This window comes from Nocardia cerradoensis NBRC 101014 (genome assembly GCF_000308535.1).
Lineage (GTDB): Bacteria > Actinomycetota > Actinomycetes > Mycobacteriales > Mycobacteriaceae > Nocardia > Nocardia cerradoensis.
On the sequence record NZ_BAFW01000375.1, the window covers coordinates 1 to 21939 of the forward strand.

Annotated in this window: 1 protein-coding gene and 1 pseudogene; both read right to left on the reverse strand. The window is 69.2% G+C overall.

What is annotated here, in order from left to right; genetic code table 11:
• On the reverse strand, positions 1 to 12189 hold a 12189-nt coding region (locus ON23_RS32290; protein WP_083904380.1), incomplete at its 3' end, for a type I polyketide synthase.
• A gap of 2 nt (positions 12190 to 12191) precedes the next feature.
• Positions 12192 to 21911 (reverse strand): annotated as a pseudogene (locus ON23_RS32295) (SDR family NAD(P)-dependent oxidoreductase); the annotation flags it as partial.
• Positions 21912 to 21939: the final 28 nt, after the last annotated feature.

Genomic DNA, 21939 nt, shown 5'->3' on the forward strand with positions numbered 1-21939 from the left:
GAAGTGCTCGGCGAACAGCGGATACGCACGCAGCCCCGCCGCCATACCGGCCCACTGCGCACCCTGACCCGAGAACACCACCCCCGTCGAACCCGGCACCACCCGGCCCGACACCACGCCGGGAAGGGGTTCTCCGCGGCCGAGGGCCTGGGTACCGGTCCGCAGGCCGTCGCGTTCGGCGGCCAGCACCACGGCGCGGTGGTCGAACACCACTCGCGAAGTCGCGAGCGAGTAGCCGACGTCGACCGGGTGCTGGTCGCCGATCCGCGCGGTCAGACGTCTGGCCTGTTCGGCCAGGGCGGCACCGTCGCGCGCCGAGATCACCCACGGCAGAACCCCACCGGCCGGAGCGGTCCTGGTCTCCGGTACGGAGGCCGGGGCGGCCGGCGCCTGTTCGACGATGAGGTGGGCGTTGGTGCCGCTGAGTCCGAAGGACGAGATACCGGCGCGGCGAGGCCGATTCAGCTCCGGCCACTCGACCGACTCGGTCAGCAACCGGATACTGCCCTCGGACCAATCGACTTTCGAACTCGGCCGGTCGACATGCAGGGTTTTCGGCAGCACGCCGTGGCGCATCGCCATGACCATCTTGATCACACCACCCACACCCGCCGCGGCCTGGGCGTGACCGATATTCGACTTCAACGACCCCAGCCACAGGGGACTGGCGACGTCCCGACCCTGACCGTAGGTGGCGAGCAGCGCTTGGGCCTCGATCGGATCACCCAGCGTCGTCCCGGTGCCGTGGCCTTCCACGGCGTCGACCTCGGCGGGCGAGAGACCGGCATTGGCCAACGCCTGCCGAATCACCCGCCGCTGCGACGGACCGTTCGGCGCCGTCAAACCATTCGACGCACCATCCTGATTCACCGCCGAACCCGCCAGCACCGCCAACACCTCGTGACCATGACGGCGAGCATCGGAAAGCCGTTCCAGCACAAGCATTCCCGCGCCCTCGGCCCAGCCCACACCATCGGCCGCATCCGCGAACGACTTACACCGGCCATCGGGCGACAACCCACGCTGCCTGCCGAATTCGAGGAACATATCCGGTGTGGCCATGACCGCGACACCGCCGGCCAAGGCCAGATCGCATTCCCCCGACCGCAGCGACTGTGCCGCCAGATGCATCGCGACCAGCGACGACGAGCACGCCGTATCCACCGACACCGCAGGACCTTCCAGCCCCAGCGTGTAGGCGATCCGCCCGGAGACCAGACTGCCACCGGCGCTTCCGGCCTTGCCGGTGCCCTGTGCGTAGTCGTGGTACATGACACCGGTGAACACACCGGTGGCGCTGCCACGCAGCACGGCCGGATCGATCCCGGCCCGTTCCAGCGCCTCCCACGATGTCTCCAGCAGCAGCCGCTGCTGCGGATCCATCACCGTGGCCTCATTGGGGCTGATACCGAAGAAGTCGGCATCGAAATCGGCCGCGGAATACAGGAATCCACCGGCGCGCGCGTAGGTCTTACCGGGCTTTCCGGGTTCTGGGTCGTAGATGCCGTCGACATCCCAGCCACGGTCGAGCGGCAATTCCCCGTTGGTGTCGATGCCTTCGGCGACCAACCGCCACAAGTCCTCCGGCGACGCCACACCACCCGGATACCGGCAACTCATCGCCACAATCGCAACCGGGTCATCATCCACCCGAACCCGGCCGGCTACCTCGTCATCGACAACCTGTCCCCCGGCCAGCTCCGCACCGATGAACTCCGCAACCACCTCCGCGTTCGGATAATCGAAAATCAACGTCGCCGGAAGCTTCAAACCCGTCGCCACCGACAACCGATTCCGAAACTCCACCGCCCCCAACGAATCGAAACCCAACTCCGAAAAAGCACGCCGCGCCTCCACCCCATCCACCGACACATGCCCCAACACACCCGCCGCCACCGACCGCACCACATCCAACACAGCCACATGCCGATCCACCTCCGACAAACCAGCCAGCGTGGCGGCGAATGCGGGTTGCGGACTCTGGTTTCGTGCCCGGCGGCGTGACGGGGCGGGAACGATGCCACGCAGCAGCGCCGGGAGCGCGTCACCGCGGTCGCGCAGGGCCGCCGGATCGACTCGCAATCCCACCAGCTGCGCGGATTCGGTGGCGATCGCCAGATCGAACAGCTCCAGCCCTTCGGTCTCGCTCAGCGGCGGAAGCCCCTGCCGCCGGATTCGCTCGACGTCCCCCTCGGACAGCATCGAACCGAGACCGGTCGATGTCGCCCACAATCCGTAATCGATGGCGGTCGCCGGGAGCCCTGCGGCGCGGCGATGGGCGGCCAGCGCGTCCAGAAACACGTTCGCCGCGGCGTAGTTCGCCTGCCCGGCCGCCAGCACCGATCCGCCGACCGACGACACCACCACGAACAGCGACAACGGCCGATCACACGTCAACTCGTGCAGATGCCAGGCCGCGTCGACCTTCGGTGCGAACACCGGCCCGAACCGATCCGCCGTGATCGACTCGATCAGTCCGTTGTCGGCGGCGCCCGCCGCATGCACCACGCCGATCAGGGGATGCTCGTCCGGAATATCGTCGATCAACGCGGCCAACGCCTCGCGGTCGGAGACGTCACAGGCCGCGATCCGCACCTGCGCGCCGAGCTCGACCAGTTCGTCACGCAACTGTTCGGCGCCGGGCGCGTCCGGTCCCCGGCGCGACGTCAGAACCAGCTGCGCCACACCGTGTTTCACTACGAGGTGCCGCGCCATCAAGGCACCGAGACCACCGGTTCCGCCGGTGACCAGCACGGTGCCGGCTGCGATCGAGGGCACGGCCGCACCGCCGGCGTGCCGGCGCAACCGCGGCACCAGCACGTCCGTCCCGCGAACCGCGATTTCCGGCTCTTCGGCGTCCGGCGCCGTCGCGGTCAGCGCGGCGACGGGGTCCTGGTCACGGTCCAGGTCGAGGAGCTGGAATCGGCCGGGATGCTCGGCCTGCGCCGCGCGCACCAGACCCCATACCGGCGCCTGCGCCAGATTCACCTGCTCGGACCCGTCGACGGACACGGCATGCCGGGTGACAACGACCAGTCGAGAGTTCGCGAAAAACGAAGTGCGCAACCACAATTGCACGGTCTCGAGGACCTCTGCGGCAATCTGCCGGGTCGCGACCGGGGGTGCGGAATCGTCGTCGGGGCATTCGAGAACGACGACGTCGGGTGCGACCATGTTCCCGGCGGCATCCAGGTCGGCGATCAATGCCGCGAGCTCGCGATAATGTGGCCGATCCTCGGAGCTGTGTCCGGAACCCACCAGCGCGACGCGGTTCGGTTCGACCGTCTCGGACGCCGGTGCGGCGGCGATCCACTCCACGCCGAACAGCGAATCGGAGCCCGGGTGCGCGGTGAGCCGCTCGGCCGGCACGGGCCGCGAGACGAGAGCGCCGACCGACAGCACCGGCTGCCCGTGCCGGTCGGTGATTCGAACGCCGAATCCGTCGGCGTCCGGCGAAATCCGCACGCGCACGACCGCGGCGCCGGTCGCGTGGAGTGCCACCCGGTTCCACATGAACGGCAATGCCGGGGCATCGCCGAGGTCGCCGCTGCGGACGCCATACATGATTCCGGCGTGTAGTGCGGCATCGAACAGCGCCGGGTGGATGCCGAATCCGTCGGCGTGCCCGGTGTCGGGGAGCGCGATCTCGGCGAACACTTCCTGCCCGCGCTGCCAGGCCGCCCGCAATCCTCGGAATTGGGGGCCGTACCCGTAGCCGAGCTGCGCGAGTTCGTCGTAGACGCCGTCGACGTCGACAGCGGTGGCGCCGGTCGGCGGCCAGGGAACCGGGTCGAATTCCTCGGCCTCGTCCGAGGTGAGAACGCCTTCGGCATGTATCGTCCACGACGGCGTCGCGTCGACATCACGGTCGGGGCAGGAGAAGATCCGGACCGCGCGACGGCCCGCCGCGTCCGGCTCGCCGAGCACCACACGCACCGCGACTCCGCCGGTGTCCGGCAGTACCAGCGGTGCGTGCAGCACCAACTCGTCGAGCATCGGGGTGCCGGCTCGTTCCCCGGCATGCAGGGCGAATTCGACGAAGCCGGTTCCGGGGAACAACACCGTGTCCATCACACGGTGATCGGCCAGCCACGGATGGGTCTGCACCGACAGGCGGCCGGTGAACGTCGCCGTATCGGACTCCGGTTGCGACACCACCGCCGACAGCAGCGGATGTCCGGTGGCGGCCAGGCCCATGGCCCGGAGGTCACCTCCGGCGGCGGCATTCGGTCCCAGCCAGTAGCGCCGGCGCTGGAAGGCGTAGGTGGGCAGGTCGATTCGCCGCGCTCCGGTGCCGGCGTACCAGCCGGCCCAGTCGACCGCCGCGCCCGCGACGAACAGTCCGGCGGCACCGGCCGCGACCGTGCGGGCATCGGTGCGATGCCGGCGCGCCACCGCCACCACGACCGGCACCGAGGTCGTGGACGCCGGTGCCGCACGGTGTTCGAGGGTTTGGGTGACCATCGGGGCGAGCACCGCATCCGGTCCGACCTCGGCGAAGCGGGACACTCCCAGCTCCGTCATCGCGGTCACCGCGTCGGCGAAGCGCACCGTATCCCGGACCTGGCGCACCCAGTACGACGGGGCCGACATCTCATCGGTCACCTTCGCGCCGGTCACCGTGGATACCAGTGCGACCTCCGGACGTCGGAAGTTCACACCGTCGATCGCCGACGCGAATTCGGCGAGCATCGGCTCCATCGACGCCGAATGGAACGCATGGGACACCCGCAGGCGATGCGTGCGCCAGCCGTGCTCGGCACAGGCATCGGCCAGGGCCGTGACCTGGTCCTCGGCACCGGAGAGCACCACCGCCGCGGGACCGTTCACCGCAGCGATCGACACCTCACCGGTCGGCACCGCACCGGAATTCAGCAGGGTCAGCACGTCGGTCTCGGACGCGCCGACCGCGATCATCGCCCCACCGGCGGGCAGCGCCTGCATCAGACGACCACGCGCCGCCACCAGCACACACGCATCCTCGAGCGAGAACACACCCGCGATATGAGCGGCAGCGACCTCACCGATCGAATGACCCGCCACCACATCCGCACGGAATCCCCAGGATTCGAGAAGCCGATACAGCGCCACCTCGAACGCGAACAACCCCGCCTGCGCGAACACGGTGTGATCGACCAGGCCATCATCCGCCAAAGCATCGGCCAGCGAAACATTCTGTCCCAGAGCCGGTTCCAGCTCGGCAACGATACGGTCGAAGTGCTCGGCGAACACCGGGAAGGCGGCACGCAGTCCCGCAGCCATCCCCGCCGACTGCGCACCCTGACCCGAGAACACCACCCCCGTCGAACCCGGCACCACCCGACCCGACACCACACTCGGCAGATGCTCACCGGCCGCCAAACCTGCTGTGCCCGAGAGCAATTCGGCGCGGTCGCCACCCAGAACGACGGCACGATGGTCGAGCACGCCCCGGGTGGATGCCAGCGACAGGCCGATGTCGATCGGATCGTGCTCCTCGCCGACATAAGACGCGAGACGGTCGGCCTGGCCGGCGAGGGCCGCAGCACTGCGCGCCGACACCACCCACGGCACGACACCGCCTGCCGGAGCGGTGCCTGCGGGCTCCACCGGCGCCGCCACGCTCTGCGCCTGTTCGAGGATGAGATGGGCGTTGGTGCCGCTGATTCCGAATGAGGACACCCCGGCGCGACGCGGCCGATCGACCTCCGGCCACGGCACCGGCTCGGTCAGCAACTCGATATTGCCTTGCGCCCAATCGACCTTGGTGCTGGGCCGATCCACATGCAGAGTCCTCGGCAGCACGCCGTGGCGCATCGCCATGACCATCTTGATCACACCACCCACACCCGCGGCGGCTTGAGCGTGACCGATATTGGACTTCAACGACCCCAACCACAACGGGCGATCGGCAGCGCGGTCCCGGCCATAGGTCGCCAGCAGCGCTTGGGCCTCGATCGGATCACCCAGCGTCGTCCCGGTGCCGTGGCCTTCGATCGCGTCCACCTCACCCGCGGAGAGTCCGGCATCGGCGAGCGCGCGGCGGATCACCCGCTGCTGCGAGGGGCCGTTCGGCGCGGTGAAACCGTTGGACGCACCGTCCTGGTTCACCGCGGAACCGGCGATGACCGCCAGCACCTGATGGCCGTTGCGCCGCGCGTCGGAAAGCCGTTCCAGCACGAGCACTCCGACGCCCTCGGACCAGCCCACACCGTCCGCGGCGTCGGCGAAGGCTCGGCACCGGCCGTCGGGTGAGAGACCGCGCTGACGGCTGAACTCCAGGAACATATCCGGCGAGGCCATCACCGCGACACCGCCGGCCAGGGCCAGATCGCATTCGCCCGACCGCAGCGATCCCGCGGCCAGATGCAGCGCGACCAGCGACGACGAGCACGCCGTATCCACCGACACCGCAGGACCTTCCAGCCCCAGCGTGTAGGCGACGCGGCCGGAGACCAGACTGCCACCGGCACTGTTGCCGCCCTGCGTTCCCTGTGCGTAGTCGTGGTACATCACACCGGTGAACACACCGGTGGCGCTGCCCCGCAGGACCGCAGGATCGATGCCCGCACGTTCCAGCGCCTCCCACGATGTCTCCAGCAGCAGCCGCTGCTGCGGATCCATCGCCATGGCCTCATTGGGGCTGATACCGAAGAAGTCGGCATCGAAATCCGCTGCGGAATACAGGAATCCACCGCGTCGGGTGTAGGTCTTGCCCGCCTTGCCAGGCTCGGGATCGTAGATCGCTTCGATGTCCCAGCCGCGGTCGAGCGGCAGTTCGCCGGTGGTGTCGATGCCTTCGGCGACCAACCGCCACAAGTCCTCCGGCGACGCCACACCACCCGGATACCGGCAACTCATCGCCACAATCGCAACCGGGTCATCATCAACCCGAACCCGACCCACCGGCCCTTCCTCGACAACCGATGTACCGGCCAGCTCCGCACCGATGAACTCCGCAACCACCTCCGCGTTCGGATAATCGAAAATCAACGTCGCCGGAAGCTTCAAACCCGTCGCCACCGACAACCGATTCCGAAACTCCACCGCCCCCAACGAATCGAAACCCAACTCCGAAAAAGCACGCCGCGCCTCCACCCCATCCACCGACACATGCCCCAACACACCCGCCGCCACCGACCGCACCACATCCAACACAGCCACATGCCGATCCACCTCCGACAAACCAGCCAGCGTGTCCAGGAAGGCCCGATCCGCCGCGGGCGCGTTCGCGCGGCGGCGAGCGGTCACCGGGGCGATGCCACGCACCAGCGCCGGAACGCTGTCGCCGCGCTGCCGGAGCACGGCGGGGTCGACCCGGAGTGCCACGAGCTGCGCGGTTTCGGTGGCCAGTGCCGCATCGAAGAGCGCGAGCCCTTCCGCCTCGGTCAGCGCGGGGAATCCCTGCCTGCGCATCCAGTCGAAATCGGCGTCGGACAATGCGGTGCCTAGTCCGCTCGAGCGCTCCCACAGTCCGTAGTCGATGGCGGTCGCGGGCAGGCCCGCGGCACGACGACGGGCGGCCAACGCATCCAGAAACACGTTCGCCGCAGCATAATTCGCCTGACCCGCCGCCAGCACCAAACCACCAGCCGACGACACCAACACGAACAACGACAACGACCGCTCACGCGTCAACTCGTGCAGATGCCACGCCGCATCCAGCTTCGGCGCGAACACCGAATCGATTCGCTCCGCCGTAATCGACTCCACCACACCGTTGTCCGCGGCACCCGCCGCGTGCACCACACCGATCAGCGGATGCTCATCGGAGATGCCGTCGATCAACTCGGACAACGCGTCACGATCCGACACATCACAGGCGACAACGCGCACCCGTGCACCGAGCTCTTCCAACTCCGCACACAACCGCTCGGCACCAGGCGCAGCCGGACCGCGGCGCGATGCCAAAACGAGATGCGTCACACCGTGTTTCACCACCAGATGCCGGGCGATCAACGCACCCAGCCCACCGGTCCCACCGGTCACCAAGACCGTGCCGGGCTGTAGGCGGATTGCGTCACCGGCAGGATGGCGGGTCAGGCGCGGCACCGATACGACCGCCCCACGCACGGCGGCCTCGGGTTCACCGGCGACAGCGGCGGACAGCGTCGCCACAGCCATCGGCGCGCGAGTGTCGTCGGAGTTGTCCGGGCCGTCCAGGTCGAGTAGCTGGAATCGATCCGGATGTTCGGCCTGCGCGGCCCGGACCAGACCCCACACCGGCGCCTGCGCCAGGTCCACTGTGTCCGAAACGCTCACGGCCACGGCATTTCTGGTCACGACGACCAAGCGAGACGCGGCGAAGCGCGGATCGCTCAGCCACCGCTGCACGGTGTCGAGAACGCCGGTGACGACCTGCCGGGCCGCGGTCGGCGGCGCGCCCTCGCCCCGCGGGCATTCGACGACGACGATCTGCGGAACGACCGGTTCCGTGGCCGCGTCCAGATCGGCGATCAATGCCTCGAGGTCGCGGTATCCGCGTATTTCCCCCGGTTCGCGGGCGGGCCCCAGCACCGCCACCCGGTTCGGGTCGAGGGCCACCGGCGCACTCGGAACGGCGATCCACTCCACACCGAACAGGGCCTGCGACACCCGGTTCGCGTCGAGATGGCGGGCCGTCACCGGCCGGGACACGAGGGCGTCCACCGACAGCACCGGTTCGCCCTGCGCATCGGCGATCCGCACGCCGGACTTCTCACCGTCCACCGCGATCCGGACGCGCACCACCGCGGCCCCGGCCGCGTGCAACGCCACGTTGTTCCAGGTGAACGGCAATGCCGGGGAGGTGCCCCCTTCGCTGCGCAAGCCGTGCACGATCCGCACGTGCAGCGCGGCGTCGAACAGGGCCGGGTGGATGCCGAAGCTTCCGGCGTCCGCGGCGTCGGGCAGTGCGACCTCGGCGAACAGTTCGTTCCCGCGTCGCCATGCCGCCCGCAGACCTCGAAACGCGGGCCCGTAGCCGTAGCCGAGGTCGAGCAGTTCGTCGTAGACGCCGTCGATATCCAGCGGCTGTGCTCCGCTGGGCGGCCAGGACCGGAGATCGAAATCGGGGACGAGCCCGCCCGTGGCGAGGGTGCCTTCGGCATGGATCACCCACGGATCGTCCGCGGTGGGCCGCGAATGAATACTCAGTCGCCGTCGGCCGGTGTCGTCGGCGGCGGCCACCACCACCTGCACCGACACACCGCCCTGGGCGGGAAGGGTCAACGGTGTGTGCAGGACGAGTTCTTCCAGCACATCGCAGCCCAGCAGGCCGCCGACGTGGCCGGCGAGTTCGACGAATCCGGTGCCGGGCAGCAGGACCACCCCGGATACGCTGTGGTCGGCGAGCCATTCGACGGAATCCACCGACCAGCGGCCGGTGAAGCTCACTCCACCCGATTCCGGATGTGGTACGGCGGCGCCGAGCAGGGGATGCGACACCGCGTCGAGGCCGGCGGCGGTGACTCCGCCCAGTTCGGCTCCCAGCCACGATTGCGCCAGCACCTGCCGCACGTCGAGCCAGAAGCGTTCGTGCCGGAAGGCGTAGGTGGGCAGGTCGATGCGCCGGGCCCCGGTCCCGGTGTACCAACCGGCCCAGTCGACCTCGGCGCCGGCGACGAACAACGCGGCGAGACCGGCCGACACTGTCGCGGCATCGGCCCGGTCGCGGCGCGCCAATGCCACTACCGCCGGGGCACCGGTACGGCTGTCCTCGAGACTCTGGGTGACCATGGGGGCCAGCACCGCATCCGGCCCGATCTCGGCGAAACGGGACACTCCCATATCCGCCATCGCCGCCACCGCATCGGCGAACCGCACCGAATCCCGAACCTGATTCACCCAATACGACGGGTCGCACATGTCATCGGTCACCCTGGCCCCGGTCACCGTCGACACCACGGCTACGCGCGGACGCTCGAACGTCACAGTGCTTATCGCCGAGGCGAATTCGGCGAGCATCGGCTCCATCAACGCCGAATGGAAGGCATGGGAGACGCGCAACCGCTTCGTCCGCCAACCACGCCCGGAGCACATGTCTGCCACCGCCAGCACATCGGCTTCGATACCCGACAGCACCACCGAGGACGGACCGTTCACCGCGGCGATCGAGACGTCGCCGGTCAGCAGCGGCAACACGTCGCCCTCCGACGCACCCACCGCCACCATCGCCCCACCCACGGGCAGCGCCTGCATCAGACGACTACGCGCCGCCACCAGCACACACGCATCCTCGAGCGACAACACACCCGCCACATGCGCGGCAGCAACCTCACCGATCGAATGACCCGCCACCACATCCGCACGGAATCCCCACGACTCCAGCAGCCGATACAGCGCCACCTCGAACGCGAACAACCCCGCCTGCGCGAACACCGTCCGGTCGACCAAGCCATCATCCGCCAACGCCTCGACCAGCGAAACAGACTGTCCCAGAGCAGGTTCCAGCACACCGACGATCGCATCGAAATGCTCGGCGAACACCGGATACACACGCAGCCCCGCAGCCATCCCCGCCCACTGCGCACCCTGACCCGAGAACACCACACCCGTCGAACCCGGCACCACCCGACCCGACACCACACCGGACACAGCCTCGCCCGCCGCCAGCGCACGCACTCCCGCGAGCAGGTCCTCACGGTCTCCGGCCAGCACGACGGCGCGATGCTCGAACAGGGCACGTGTGGACGCCAGCGAGAAGCCGACATCGAGCGGATCCTGTTCCTCCGCATTCGATTCCGGAATCCCGATGTGGGCCGCCAGGCGTGTGGCCTGATCCGCGAGTGTCGGACCACTGCGCGCCGAAATCACCCACGGCAGCACCCCGCCCGCGGGCGCGGTCCGCGACACCGGATCAGCCACCGCGTCGGTCGCCGGTGCTTGTTCGACGATCACGTGCGCGTTGGTGCCGCTGATCCCGAACGAGGACACACCCGCCCGACGCGGCCGATCCACCTCCGGCCACGGCACCGGCTCGGTCAACAACTCGATATTGCCTTGCGCCCAATCGACCTTGGTGCTGGGCCGATCCACATGCAGAGTCCTCGGCAGCACGCCGTGGCGCATCGCCATGACCATCTTGATCACACCACCCACACCCGCGGCGGCTTGAGCGTGACCGATATTCGACTTGAGTGACCCCAGCCAGAGGGGACTGCCGGGGTCTCGGCCCTGGCCGTAGGTGGCAAGCAGCGCCTGGGCCTCGATCGGATCACCCAACGTCGTTCCGGTGCCGTGCGCCTCCACCGCATCCACATCCACCGGAGACAAACCCGCATTGGCCAACGCCTGCCGGATCACCCGCCGCTGCGACGGACCGTTCGGCGCCGTCAAACCGTTGGACGCACCGTCCTGGTTCACCGCCGAACCGGCGATGACCGCGAGAATCCGATGACCGTTGCGTTGCGCATCGGAAAGCCGTTCCAGCACGAGCACTCCGACGCCCTCGGACCAACCCACACCGTCGGCCGCGTCCGCGAACGACTTGCATCGGCCGTCCGGAGCCAGGCCGCGCTGGCGGCTGAATTCCACGAAGGTCTCCGGTGTCGCCATCACCGTCACACCACCGGCCAACGCCAGATCGCATTCCCCGGACCGCAGCGAACCCGCCGCCAGATGCATCGCCACCAGCGACGACGAACACGCCGTATCCACCGTGACCGACGGGCCCTCGAAGCCGAACACGTACGAGACCCGGCCCGACGCAATGGATCCCGCATTCGCGTTGGCCGGGTAGTCGTGATACATCATGCCGGTGAAGACGCCGGTCGCGCTGCCGCGTAGCGCCCCCGCGTTCACACCGGAGCGCTCCAGGGCTTCCCACGAGGTCTCCAACAGCAAGAACTGCTGCGGATCCATCATCGCGGCCTCGTTGGGGCTGATGCCGAAGAACGCGGGATCGAATTCACCGGCCGAATGCAGGAAACCACCCTCGCGGGTGTAGGTGCTGCCCGGCGTTTCCCCCGTCCGATCGTAGAGTCGCTCGACGTCCCATCCGCGATTCACCGGGAACTGCGAGGTGGCGTCACCGCCCTCGGCTACCAGCCGCCACAGCTCCTCCGGCGAATCCACCCCGCCCGGATACCGGCACGCCATTCCGACGATCGCGATCGGCTCCCGGAGGGCCGCGTCGAGTTTGCGGTTGCGCGCCCGCAGTCGCTCGGTTTCCTTGAGCGAGACCCGCAGCGCCTGCGCCAGCTTCTGCGTCTTGTCATCGGGGTTCGTCATTCTCAGTCCTCTGATGAGCCGTTGTAGGCCAGGTCGATCAGGTCGTCGATGTCCAATTCGTCGATGGACTCGTCCGCGACGCCTCGACCGGTGTCGTCTGTTGCAGCGCGCGGCGTGTCACCCTCGCGCGCGAGTTCCAGGAGCGTGTCCAGCAGTCCCGCCGTCCGGAGCCGGGAGAGCGGAATCGTCCGGAGCGCCTGTCGAATCTCGTTCTCCGGCACCGTGTCCGGCTCGCTCGGGTCGTTCTCGGTGAGCATGTCGACCAGATGGCCCGCGAGTGCCTGTGGTGTCGGGTAGTCGAAGACGAGGGTCGCCGGCAGCGGCAGGCCCGTGACGGTTTTCAGGACGTTGCGGAACTCCACGGCGGTGACCGAGTCGAATCCCAGCTCGTTGAACGCCTTGTCCACGTCCACGGCATGCGCGTGGTCGTGACCCAGGATCGCCGCGACCTGCCCGCGCACGATCTCCACCAGCACGGCGGAACGTTCGTGGTCCGGGGTGCCGGCCACGCGGGCACGCAATGCCGCGGCCGCACCCGAGGCCGCGGTGCGACGCTGCGGGACCAGGTCGGCCAACAGCGGTGGGACCGTTCCCGCGCCGCGCAACGCATCCAGATCCACCCGGGCCAGGACCAGCGTCGCGGCATCGATACGCATGGCGGCATCGAACAGGGCCAGCCCGTGTTCGGCCGCCAGCGGCAGCACACCGGAGCGAGCTATCCGCTGCCGTGCGGCGGCATCGAGTTCGGCGGCCATACCGCCCTCGGCCTCCCACAGACCCCAGGCGAGGGATTGCCCGCACCGGCCGGATGCCCGCCGCTGCGCGGCCAGCGCATCCAGGCACGCGTTCGCCGCGGCGTAGTTCCCCTGCCCCGCATTGCCGAATGTTGCTGCCACCGAACCGAACAGGACGAACACCTTCAGCGGGAGGTCACGGGTCAGGTCGTGCAACTGCAGGGCGGCGTCGACCTTGGGGCGCAGCACCGCGTCCAGCCGGCCGGGGGTGAGCGAACCGATCGCACCGTCGTCGAGCACACCGGCCAGATGGAAGACGCCGGTCACCGGATGGCCGGCCGGAACCGCGGACAATGCCGCGGCCAGTGCCTCGCGGTCGGCGGCATCGCAGGCGGCGAAGCCGACTCGCGCCCCGAGGTTTTCCAGCTCCGTACGCAATGTCGTTGCGCCGGGCGCGGATTCACCCCGGCGACTCAACAGCAGCAGCCGGCGCACACCGCGCGCGGTGACCAGGTGCCGGGCGATCAGCCCGCCGAGATATCCGCTCGCACCGGTGATCAGCACGGTGTCGTCGGCGGTGAAGGAGTCGTCCGGGACAGCCGCCGCCGGTGTGACTCGGGTCAGGCGGCCGGCGTAGGCCTGTCCGGCCCGGACGGCGATCTGGGGTTCTCCTGCGGCCTGCACCCCGTCCGGTACGCCGGAGTCGGTATCGAGCAGCACGATCCGGCCCGGATGTTCGGTCTGCGTGGAACGCACGAGACCGCCGACCGCGGCACCCGCGAGGTTCGTGATCGCCTCGCCCGCAACGGATACCGCGCCGTCGGTGCGGACCACCAGCACCGAATCGGCGAAACGGGAGTCGGTCGTCCATGCCTGGAGCACGTGCAGCGCATCATGCGTCGCCGCACGGACGGCGCCAGGTTCGTCACCGGTCGGGCAGTCCCACACGACGAGGCCGGGGACGTCGTCGCCCAGCTCTGCCCATCGGGCCGTGGTCGCCTCGACCTCGGGGAGCGCCACCGGTGTCCATCCGACCTCGAACAACGCATTCCGTCCGGTGGCTGCCCCAGCGGTGAGCCGGGCCGGGTCGATCGGCCGAGACGCGAGGTGCCGGATCGTCGCCACGGGTATGCCCGTCGAATCGGCGAGGTCCAGCGCGACGCCGTGGTCGCCCTCCGGGGTGAGCCGGACCCGCAGCGAATCGGCGCCGCCCGCGTACACGGTGACGCCCGACCATTCGAACGGCAGGGCGATCTCCGTCGTGGGCATTTCCGATGCCGAACGCACGGCGTGCAGCGCCGCGTCGAGCAGTGCGGGATGCAGCCCGAATCCGGTCGCGTCGGCGTGCACGGATTCCGGCACCGCCACCTCGGCGTAGATTCCGCCGTCCCCGCGCCAGACCGCGGTCAACGCCCGGAATGCGGGCCCGTACCGATAGCCCAGGGCATCGAGTGCGTCGTACACACCGTCGATGTCGACCGCGGTGGCGCCCGCCGGAGGCCAGGAGATGAGGTCGAAATCGGGCGCCGTGCCGGCTTGTGCGACAACGCCTTCGGCGTGCAGTGTCCAGGAGGGGACGGAATCGACCTCCCCGTCGGGGCAGGAGAAGACCCGCACGGCGCGGTGTCCGGTCTCGTCCGGTTCACCGACCGCCACGCGGATCGCGACGCCGCCGATCTCCGGTAGCGCCAGAGGCGCCCGGAGCACCAGCTCGTCGAGAGCCGGGCAGCCGACCTGCTCTCCGGCATGCCGTGCGAGTTCGACGAATCCGGTGCCGGGAAACAGCACCGTATCCATCACCCGGTGATCGGCCAGCCACGGCTGGGTCCGCACCGAGAGACGACCGCTGAGGGTGACGGCGCCGGAGTCGGGCTGCGACACCATCGCCGACAGCAACGGATGTCCGGTATCGACGAATCCCAGTGCCCGAGCCCCTCCGTCGGCGGCCGGGGGCGCGGCGTTCACCCAATATCGCTGATGCTGAAAAGCGTAGGTGGGCAGATCGATTCGTCGGCTTCCGGTGCCGGCGTAGAGCCCGGCCCAGTTCACCTCGGCGCCGGTGACGAACAGCCCGGCCACACCGGCGATCACGGTCGTGGCATCGGCCCGGCCCCGATGCGCCAACGCCACCACGGCCGGGGCGTGGGGCGCCGCTCGTCCGTCCAGAGTCTGATCGACCATCGGATACAGCACGGCGTCCGGCCCGATTTCGGCGAAGCGGGACACCCCCATCTCCGCCATCGCGCTCACCGCGTCGGCGAATCGGACCGCGTCGCGGACCTGTCCCACCCAGTACGCCGGATCGCACATCTCATCGCCGACCTGCCTACCGGTCACGGTCGAGACCAGCGGGAACGCGGGGCGTGCGAACGTGAGACCCGCTATCGCCGAGGCGAATTCGCTGAGCATGGGTTCCATCAGCGACGAATGGAACGCATGGGAGACGCGCAGGCGTTTCGTCCGCCATCCGCGCTCGGCACTCGCCTCGAGTACGGCGGTGACGGCGGCTTCGGCGCCGGACAGCACCACCGAGGACGGACCGTTCACCGCGGCGATCGAGACGTCGCCGGTCAGCAGCGGCAACACGTCGCCCTCCGACGCACCCACCGCCACCATCGCCCCACCCACGGGCAGCGCCTGCATCAGACGACCACGCGCCGCCACCAGCACACACGCATCCTCGAGCGACAACACACCCGCCACATGCGCGGCAGCAACCTCACCGATCGAATGACCCGCCACCACATCCGCACGGAATCCCCACGACTCCAGCAGCCGATACAGCGCCACCTCGAACGCGAACAACCCCGCCTGCGCGAACACCGTGTAGTCGGCCAGGTCATCGTCCGCCAGTGCATCCGACAGCGACACCTGCTGTCCCAGAGACTGTTCCAGTTCACCCACGATCGCGTCGAAGTGCTCGGCGAACAGCGGGTAGGCGCTGCGCAGTCCGTCTGCCATACCGGCCCACTGCGCACCCTGACCCGAGAACACCATGCCGGTCGTCCCCGGCGTCGCTCGGCCCGACACCACACCCGGCGCCGGCTCGCCGCGCCCCAGCGCTCGGATTCCGGCCCGCAGGGCGTCGCGCTCGGCCGATATCACCACCGCACGGTGGTCGAACACCGCTCTCGTCGCCAGGGAGAAGCCGATGTCGGCCGGATCGTGTTCCCGGGCGGCGAGATGTGATGCCAGCCGCCGGGCCTGGTCGGCGAGCGCCACACCCGTGCGCGCCGACACCACCCACGGCAGCACGGCATCGGCCGGCACCGTCGTTGCCGGTCGTGAACCGGTGTCCGGTGCCTGTTCGAGGATGACGTGCGCGTTGGTGCCGCTGATCCCGAACGAGGACACACCCGCCCGACGCGGCCGATCCACCTCCGGCCACGACACCGGCTCGGTCAACAACTCGATACTGCCTTGCGCCCAATCCACCTTCGAACTCGGACGGTCCACATGCAGAGTCCTCGGCAGCACACCATGCCGCATCGCCATGACCATCTTGATCACACCACCCACACCCGCAGCCGCCTGAGCATGACCGATATTCGACTTTAACGACCCCAACCAGAGGGGACTGCCGGGGTCCCGGCCCTGGCCGTAGGTGGCAAGCAGCGCCTGAGCCTCGATCGGATCACCCAACGTCGTTCCGGTGCCGTGCGCCTCCACCGCATCCACATCCACCGGAGACAAACCCGCATTGGCCAGCGCCTGCCGGATCACCCGCCGCTGCGACGGACCATTCGGCGCCGTCAACCCGTTGGACGCACCGTCCTGATTCACCGCCGAACCCGCGATGACCGCCAACACCTCATGACCGTTGCGCCGCGCATCGGAAAGCCGCTCCAGCACGAGCACACCCACGCCTTCGGCCCAACCCACACCATCGGCCGCATCCGCGAACGACCGGCACCGGCCGTCCGGCGACAACCCACGCTGACGACTGAACTCCACGAAGGTCTCCGGTGTCGCCATCACCGTCACACCACCGGCCAACGCCAGATCGCATTCCCCGGACCGCAGCGAACCCGCCGCCAGATGCATCGCCACCAGCGACGACGAACACGCCGTATCGACTGTCACGGCGGGGCCTTCGAAGCCGAATACGTACGACACCCGGCCGGACGCAATGGATCCCGAGTTCGCACTGCCGGGGTAGTCGTGAAACGACATTCCGGCGAACACCCCGGTGGAGCTGCCCCGGAGCGAGGCCATATCGACACCCGAGCGTTCCAGCGCCTCCCACGAGGTCTCCAGCAGCAGCCGCTGCTGCGGATCCATCGCCCTGGCTTCATTGGGACTGATCCCGAAGAACTCGGCATCGAAATCTGCGGCGGTATAGAGGAATCCGCCGGTGCGCGCGTATGTCTTGCCCGGCGTGCCCGGCTCCGGGTCGTAGAGGGATTCGATATCCCAGCCGCGATCGACCGGCAGGTCGCCGTTGGTATCGACGCCGTCCGCCACCAGTCGCCACAGATCCTCGGGTGAGGACACGCCACCGGGATAGCGGCAGCTCATCGCCACGATGGCGATCGGATCGTCGCCGGTGCGAGGTCGATCGGCCACGCTCTCGTCGACGCCACCACTCAGCTCCGCGGCGAGGAATCGGGCCACGACCTGCGGGGTCGGATAGTCGAAGACGAGTGTGGCCGGAAGGTGCAGGCCGACTGCGGCACCGAGCTTCTTGCGCACTTCGACGCCGCCGAGCGAATCGACACCCAGCTGCTGGAACGTGCGCCGCGGATCGACCTCGTCCGCCGACGTATGCCCGAGAACCTCGGCGGTCACCGATCGCACGAGGTCGAGTGCCGCCGACTCGTCCGCCGGGGCACCACCCGAGGTGCGGGCCGGCACCCGGTCGCCGGCGGTCGCGGGAGCGATGTCGCGCAGCAGTGCCGGACGTTCGTCGCCGCGGTCGCGCAGGGCCGCCGTATCGATCCGCGCCGCCACCACCTGCGCGGATTCGGTGGCGATCGCCAGATCGAACAGCGCCAGCCCCTCGGCCGCGGTCAGCGGGGGCAGCCCCTGCCGCCGAATCCGCGCGACGTCCCCGTCCGACAGCAGTGCCCCCAGCCCGGTCGCTTCCCACAGACCGAAATCGATGGCGGTCGCGGGCAGGCCCGCGGCACGGCGATGAACCGCCAACGCATCCAGAAACACGTTCGCCGCAGCATAATTCGCCTGACCCGCCGCCAAAACCAAACCACCGGCCGACGACACCAACACGAACAACGACAACGACCGATCGCGGGTCAACTCGTGCAGATGCCACGCCGCGTCTACTTTCGGCGCGAACACCGGATCGAGACGCTCCGCCGTAATCGTCTCGACCACACCGTTATCCGCGGCACCCGCCGCGTGCACCACACCGATCAGCGGATGCTCATCGGAGATACCGTCGATCAACCCCGACAACGCGTCACGATCCGACACGTCACAGGAAGCGATGCGCACCTGCGCACCCAAATCCACCAGCTCATCACGCAAGCGCTCGGCACCAGGCGCAACCGAGCCCCGCCGCGACGCCAGGAGCAGATGCGTCACACCGTGATTCACCACCAGATGCCGAGCCAGCAACGCACCGAGCCCACCGGTCCCGCCGGTCACCAACACCGTGCCCGATCCGAGCGCCGGGATGGCCGACGCCGCATCGTGCGGACGCAGCCGCGGAACCGACGGAGCTTCGCCGCGCAACGCGACCTCGGGTTCTTCTCCGGTCGAAAAGGCGTGTTTCGCAAGTGTTCTCGCGCTCTGTTCCCAGACATCGTGGTCCACGTCGAGAAGCTGGAAACGGCCCGGATGCTCGGCCTGCGCGGCCCGCACCACACCCCACACCGGCGCCTGCGCGAGATTCACCGCCTCGGACGCATCGACGGAGACGGCACGGTCGGTCACCACGACCAGCCGCGAGCCGGTCAGCCGCGCATCGCGCAACCACAGGTGCACGGTCTCGAGCAGCTGGGCGACGACCCGCCGGGCCGCGAGCGGCGGCGCGCCCTCGAACGTCGGGCACTTCCACAACACGATGTCCGGGACGGCGGACTCCGCCGCGGCATCCAGATAGGCGATGAGCGCCGCCGCATCGGGATAACTCCGCACGTCCGCCGCGTTCCAGCCCACCACTGCGATGCGTTCCGGATCGACGATGCGTGTCGAGCGCGCGGCAGCGACCCACTCGATGCGCAGGAGCGTCTCGGGGCTCCGGTCGCGATTCCCGGCCGGAGCCGCTGCGCCCACATCGGCTGGGCCACGCGAGGATTCGAGCCAGAAGTGCCGGCGGTCGAAGGCATAGGTGGGCAGTTCCACCTGCCGCGGGTTCCGCCCGGCGAAGACCCCATTCCAGCGCACCGGAACTCCCCGGACGAACAGCCGCGCCGCGGCGGCCAAGAGGTCGGCGGGTTCGTCCCGGTCGGCACGCAGCGCGGGCACCGTGGCCGCGTCGTCGGGCAGGCAGTCGGCCGCGGCCGCCGACAGCACCGCATCCGGCCCCACCTCGAGGAAGGTGTCCACGCCCTGCGCCCAAGCGGCGGCCGCGGCGTCGGCGAACCGGACCGGCAGGCGCACCTGATCGACCCAGTACCGCGGCGAGCACCACAACTCGGGATCGGCCACCGCGCCGGTCACCGTGGAGATCACCGGAATTCGCGGCGGGTCGAACCGCAGGGTCTCGACCACTTGGGCGAAACGCTCCAGCATCGGTTCCATGAGGGCGGAGTGGAACGCATGACCGACACGCAATCGTTTGACGCGCCGCCCACGCGCTCGCAGAAGCTCGGCGAGTTCGTCCACGCGCTCCGCGTGGCCCGAGATCACCACTGCCGCAGGCCCGTTCACCGCGGCCACGTCCACGCCGTCCAGCCCGTCCAGCAGTTCGGCGACCTCGGCGGCACCGGCCTGTACCGCGAGCATCGCTCCGCCGGAGGGCAATTCCTGCATCAACCGGCCGCGCGCCGCCACCAGCGCGCAGGCGTCGGACAGGTTCAGCACGCCGGCCACGTGCGCGGCGGCGATCTCACCGATCGAATGTCCGAACACGACCTCCGGTGTGACACCCCATGTTTCGAGGAGCCGATACAGCGCGACCTCGACCGCGAACAGCGCCGGCTGGGTCAGCCAGGTCCGGTCCAGGTCCGCTCCGGAATCGATCGCCTCGCGCAACGAACACCCGAGCAGCGGATCCAGCTGGGCGCAGATTCGGTCGAACGCCTCGGCGAACGCCGGGAACCGCTGGTACAGCTGCTGCCCCATCGCGGTCCGCTGTGATCCCTGACCGGCGAACATGACGGCCACCCGCGCCGGCGCCGCGACGCCGGTGGCGATTCCGGAACCCGGCTCACCGGCGGCCACCGCGGCCAGGCGACCCAGCATCGAGGCGTGATCGTCTCCCAGGATCACGGCCCGATGATCGAAGACCGCGCGGGTCGAGACCAGGGAATACGCCACATCGGCCACCGACAGGGCGGGATCGGCGATCAGGAACTCGCGCAAACGCTCGGCCTGCGCCCGCAACGAGGCCTCCGACTTCGCGGACAACACCCACGGAAATGTTTGGGCGACAGTGCTTTCCGGTCCGGCGTCAGCGGCCTCGGCGGGTTCGTCGGTGGGCGCCTGTTCGAGGATCACGTGCGCGTTGGTGCCGCTGATACCGAACGAGGACACCGCGGCCCGGCGGGGCCGGCCCGGTTCGGCCGGCCAATCCCGGCGCTCGGTGAGCAGTTCGACGGCGCCGGCCGACCAGTCCACGCGGGGTGTCGGCTCGTCGACGTGCAGGGTGGGCGGCATCGCGCCGTGCCGCATGGCCATGATCATCTTGAGCACGCCGCCCACACCCGCCGCCGCCACCGCGTGACCGATATTGGATTTCAGCGAGCCCAGCCACAGCGGGCGGTCCGGCTCGCGGCCCTGCCCGTAGGTCGACAACAGCGCCTGTGCCTCGATCGGGTCACCCAGAACGGTGCCGGTGCCGTGCGCCTCCACCACATCGACGTCGCCGGGCGACAGTCGCGCATCGGCCAGAGCCGCGCGGATCACCCGCTGCTGCGCGGGACCGTTCGGCACGGTCAGGCCGTTGGACGCGCCGTCCTGATTGATCGCCGTGCCCCGGATCACCGCCCACACCCGGTGCCCGCGCCGTCGCGCATCCGACAGTCGTTCCAGCACCAGCATTCCCGCGCCTTCGGACCAGCCGGTGCCGTCCGCGGCCGCGGCGAACGACTTGCACCGTCCGTCCGGTGCGAGGCCTCGCTGCCGGGAGAACTCCACGAACATTCCGGGTGAGCCCATGACCGTCACGCCGCCCGCCAGCGCCATCGCGCACTCCCCCGAGCGCAACGCCCGCACCGCCAGATGCACCGCGACCAGCGACGAGGAACACGCGGTGTCCACCGAGACCGCCGGGCCCTCCAGCCCCAGGGCGTAGGCCACGCGGCCGGAGACGACGCTGCCGGTGGTACCGGTCAGCAGGTAGCCGCGCAGGTCCACCGGGCCGTCGTGCAGCAGATCGGCATACTCTCCGTTCGCCGCGCCGGCGAAGACGCCGGTGTCGCTGCCCCGCACCGTCGACGGGTCGATACCGGCGCGTTCCAGTGCCTCCCACGACGTCTCCAGCAGAATGCGCTGCTGCGGGTCCATCGCCAACGCCTCACGCGGCCCGATACCGAAGAATGCGGCGTCGAATTCCGCGGCGTCGTAGAGGAATCCACCCGATCGGGTGTACGACTTCCCGCGCGCCTCGGGGTCCGGATCGTAGAGGCCGTCCACATCCCAGCCGCGATCGTCCGGGAACGCGCCGATCGCGTCGACACCGTCCGACACCAAGCGCCACAGATCCTCCGGGGACCTCACCCCGCCCGGAAAGCGACAGCCCGCACCCACCACCGCGATGGGTTCGGACTTCCGATCCTCCATCTCTCGCAGGCGTTGACGGGTATGGCGAAGTTCGACGGTCAGCCGCTTCAGGTAATCGAGGTGCTTGGTGTCGTCGGCCATCTGAATAACCCAGAATCTTTCTACGCTA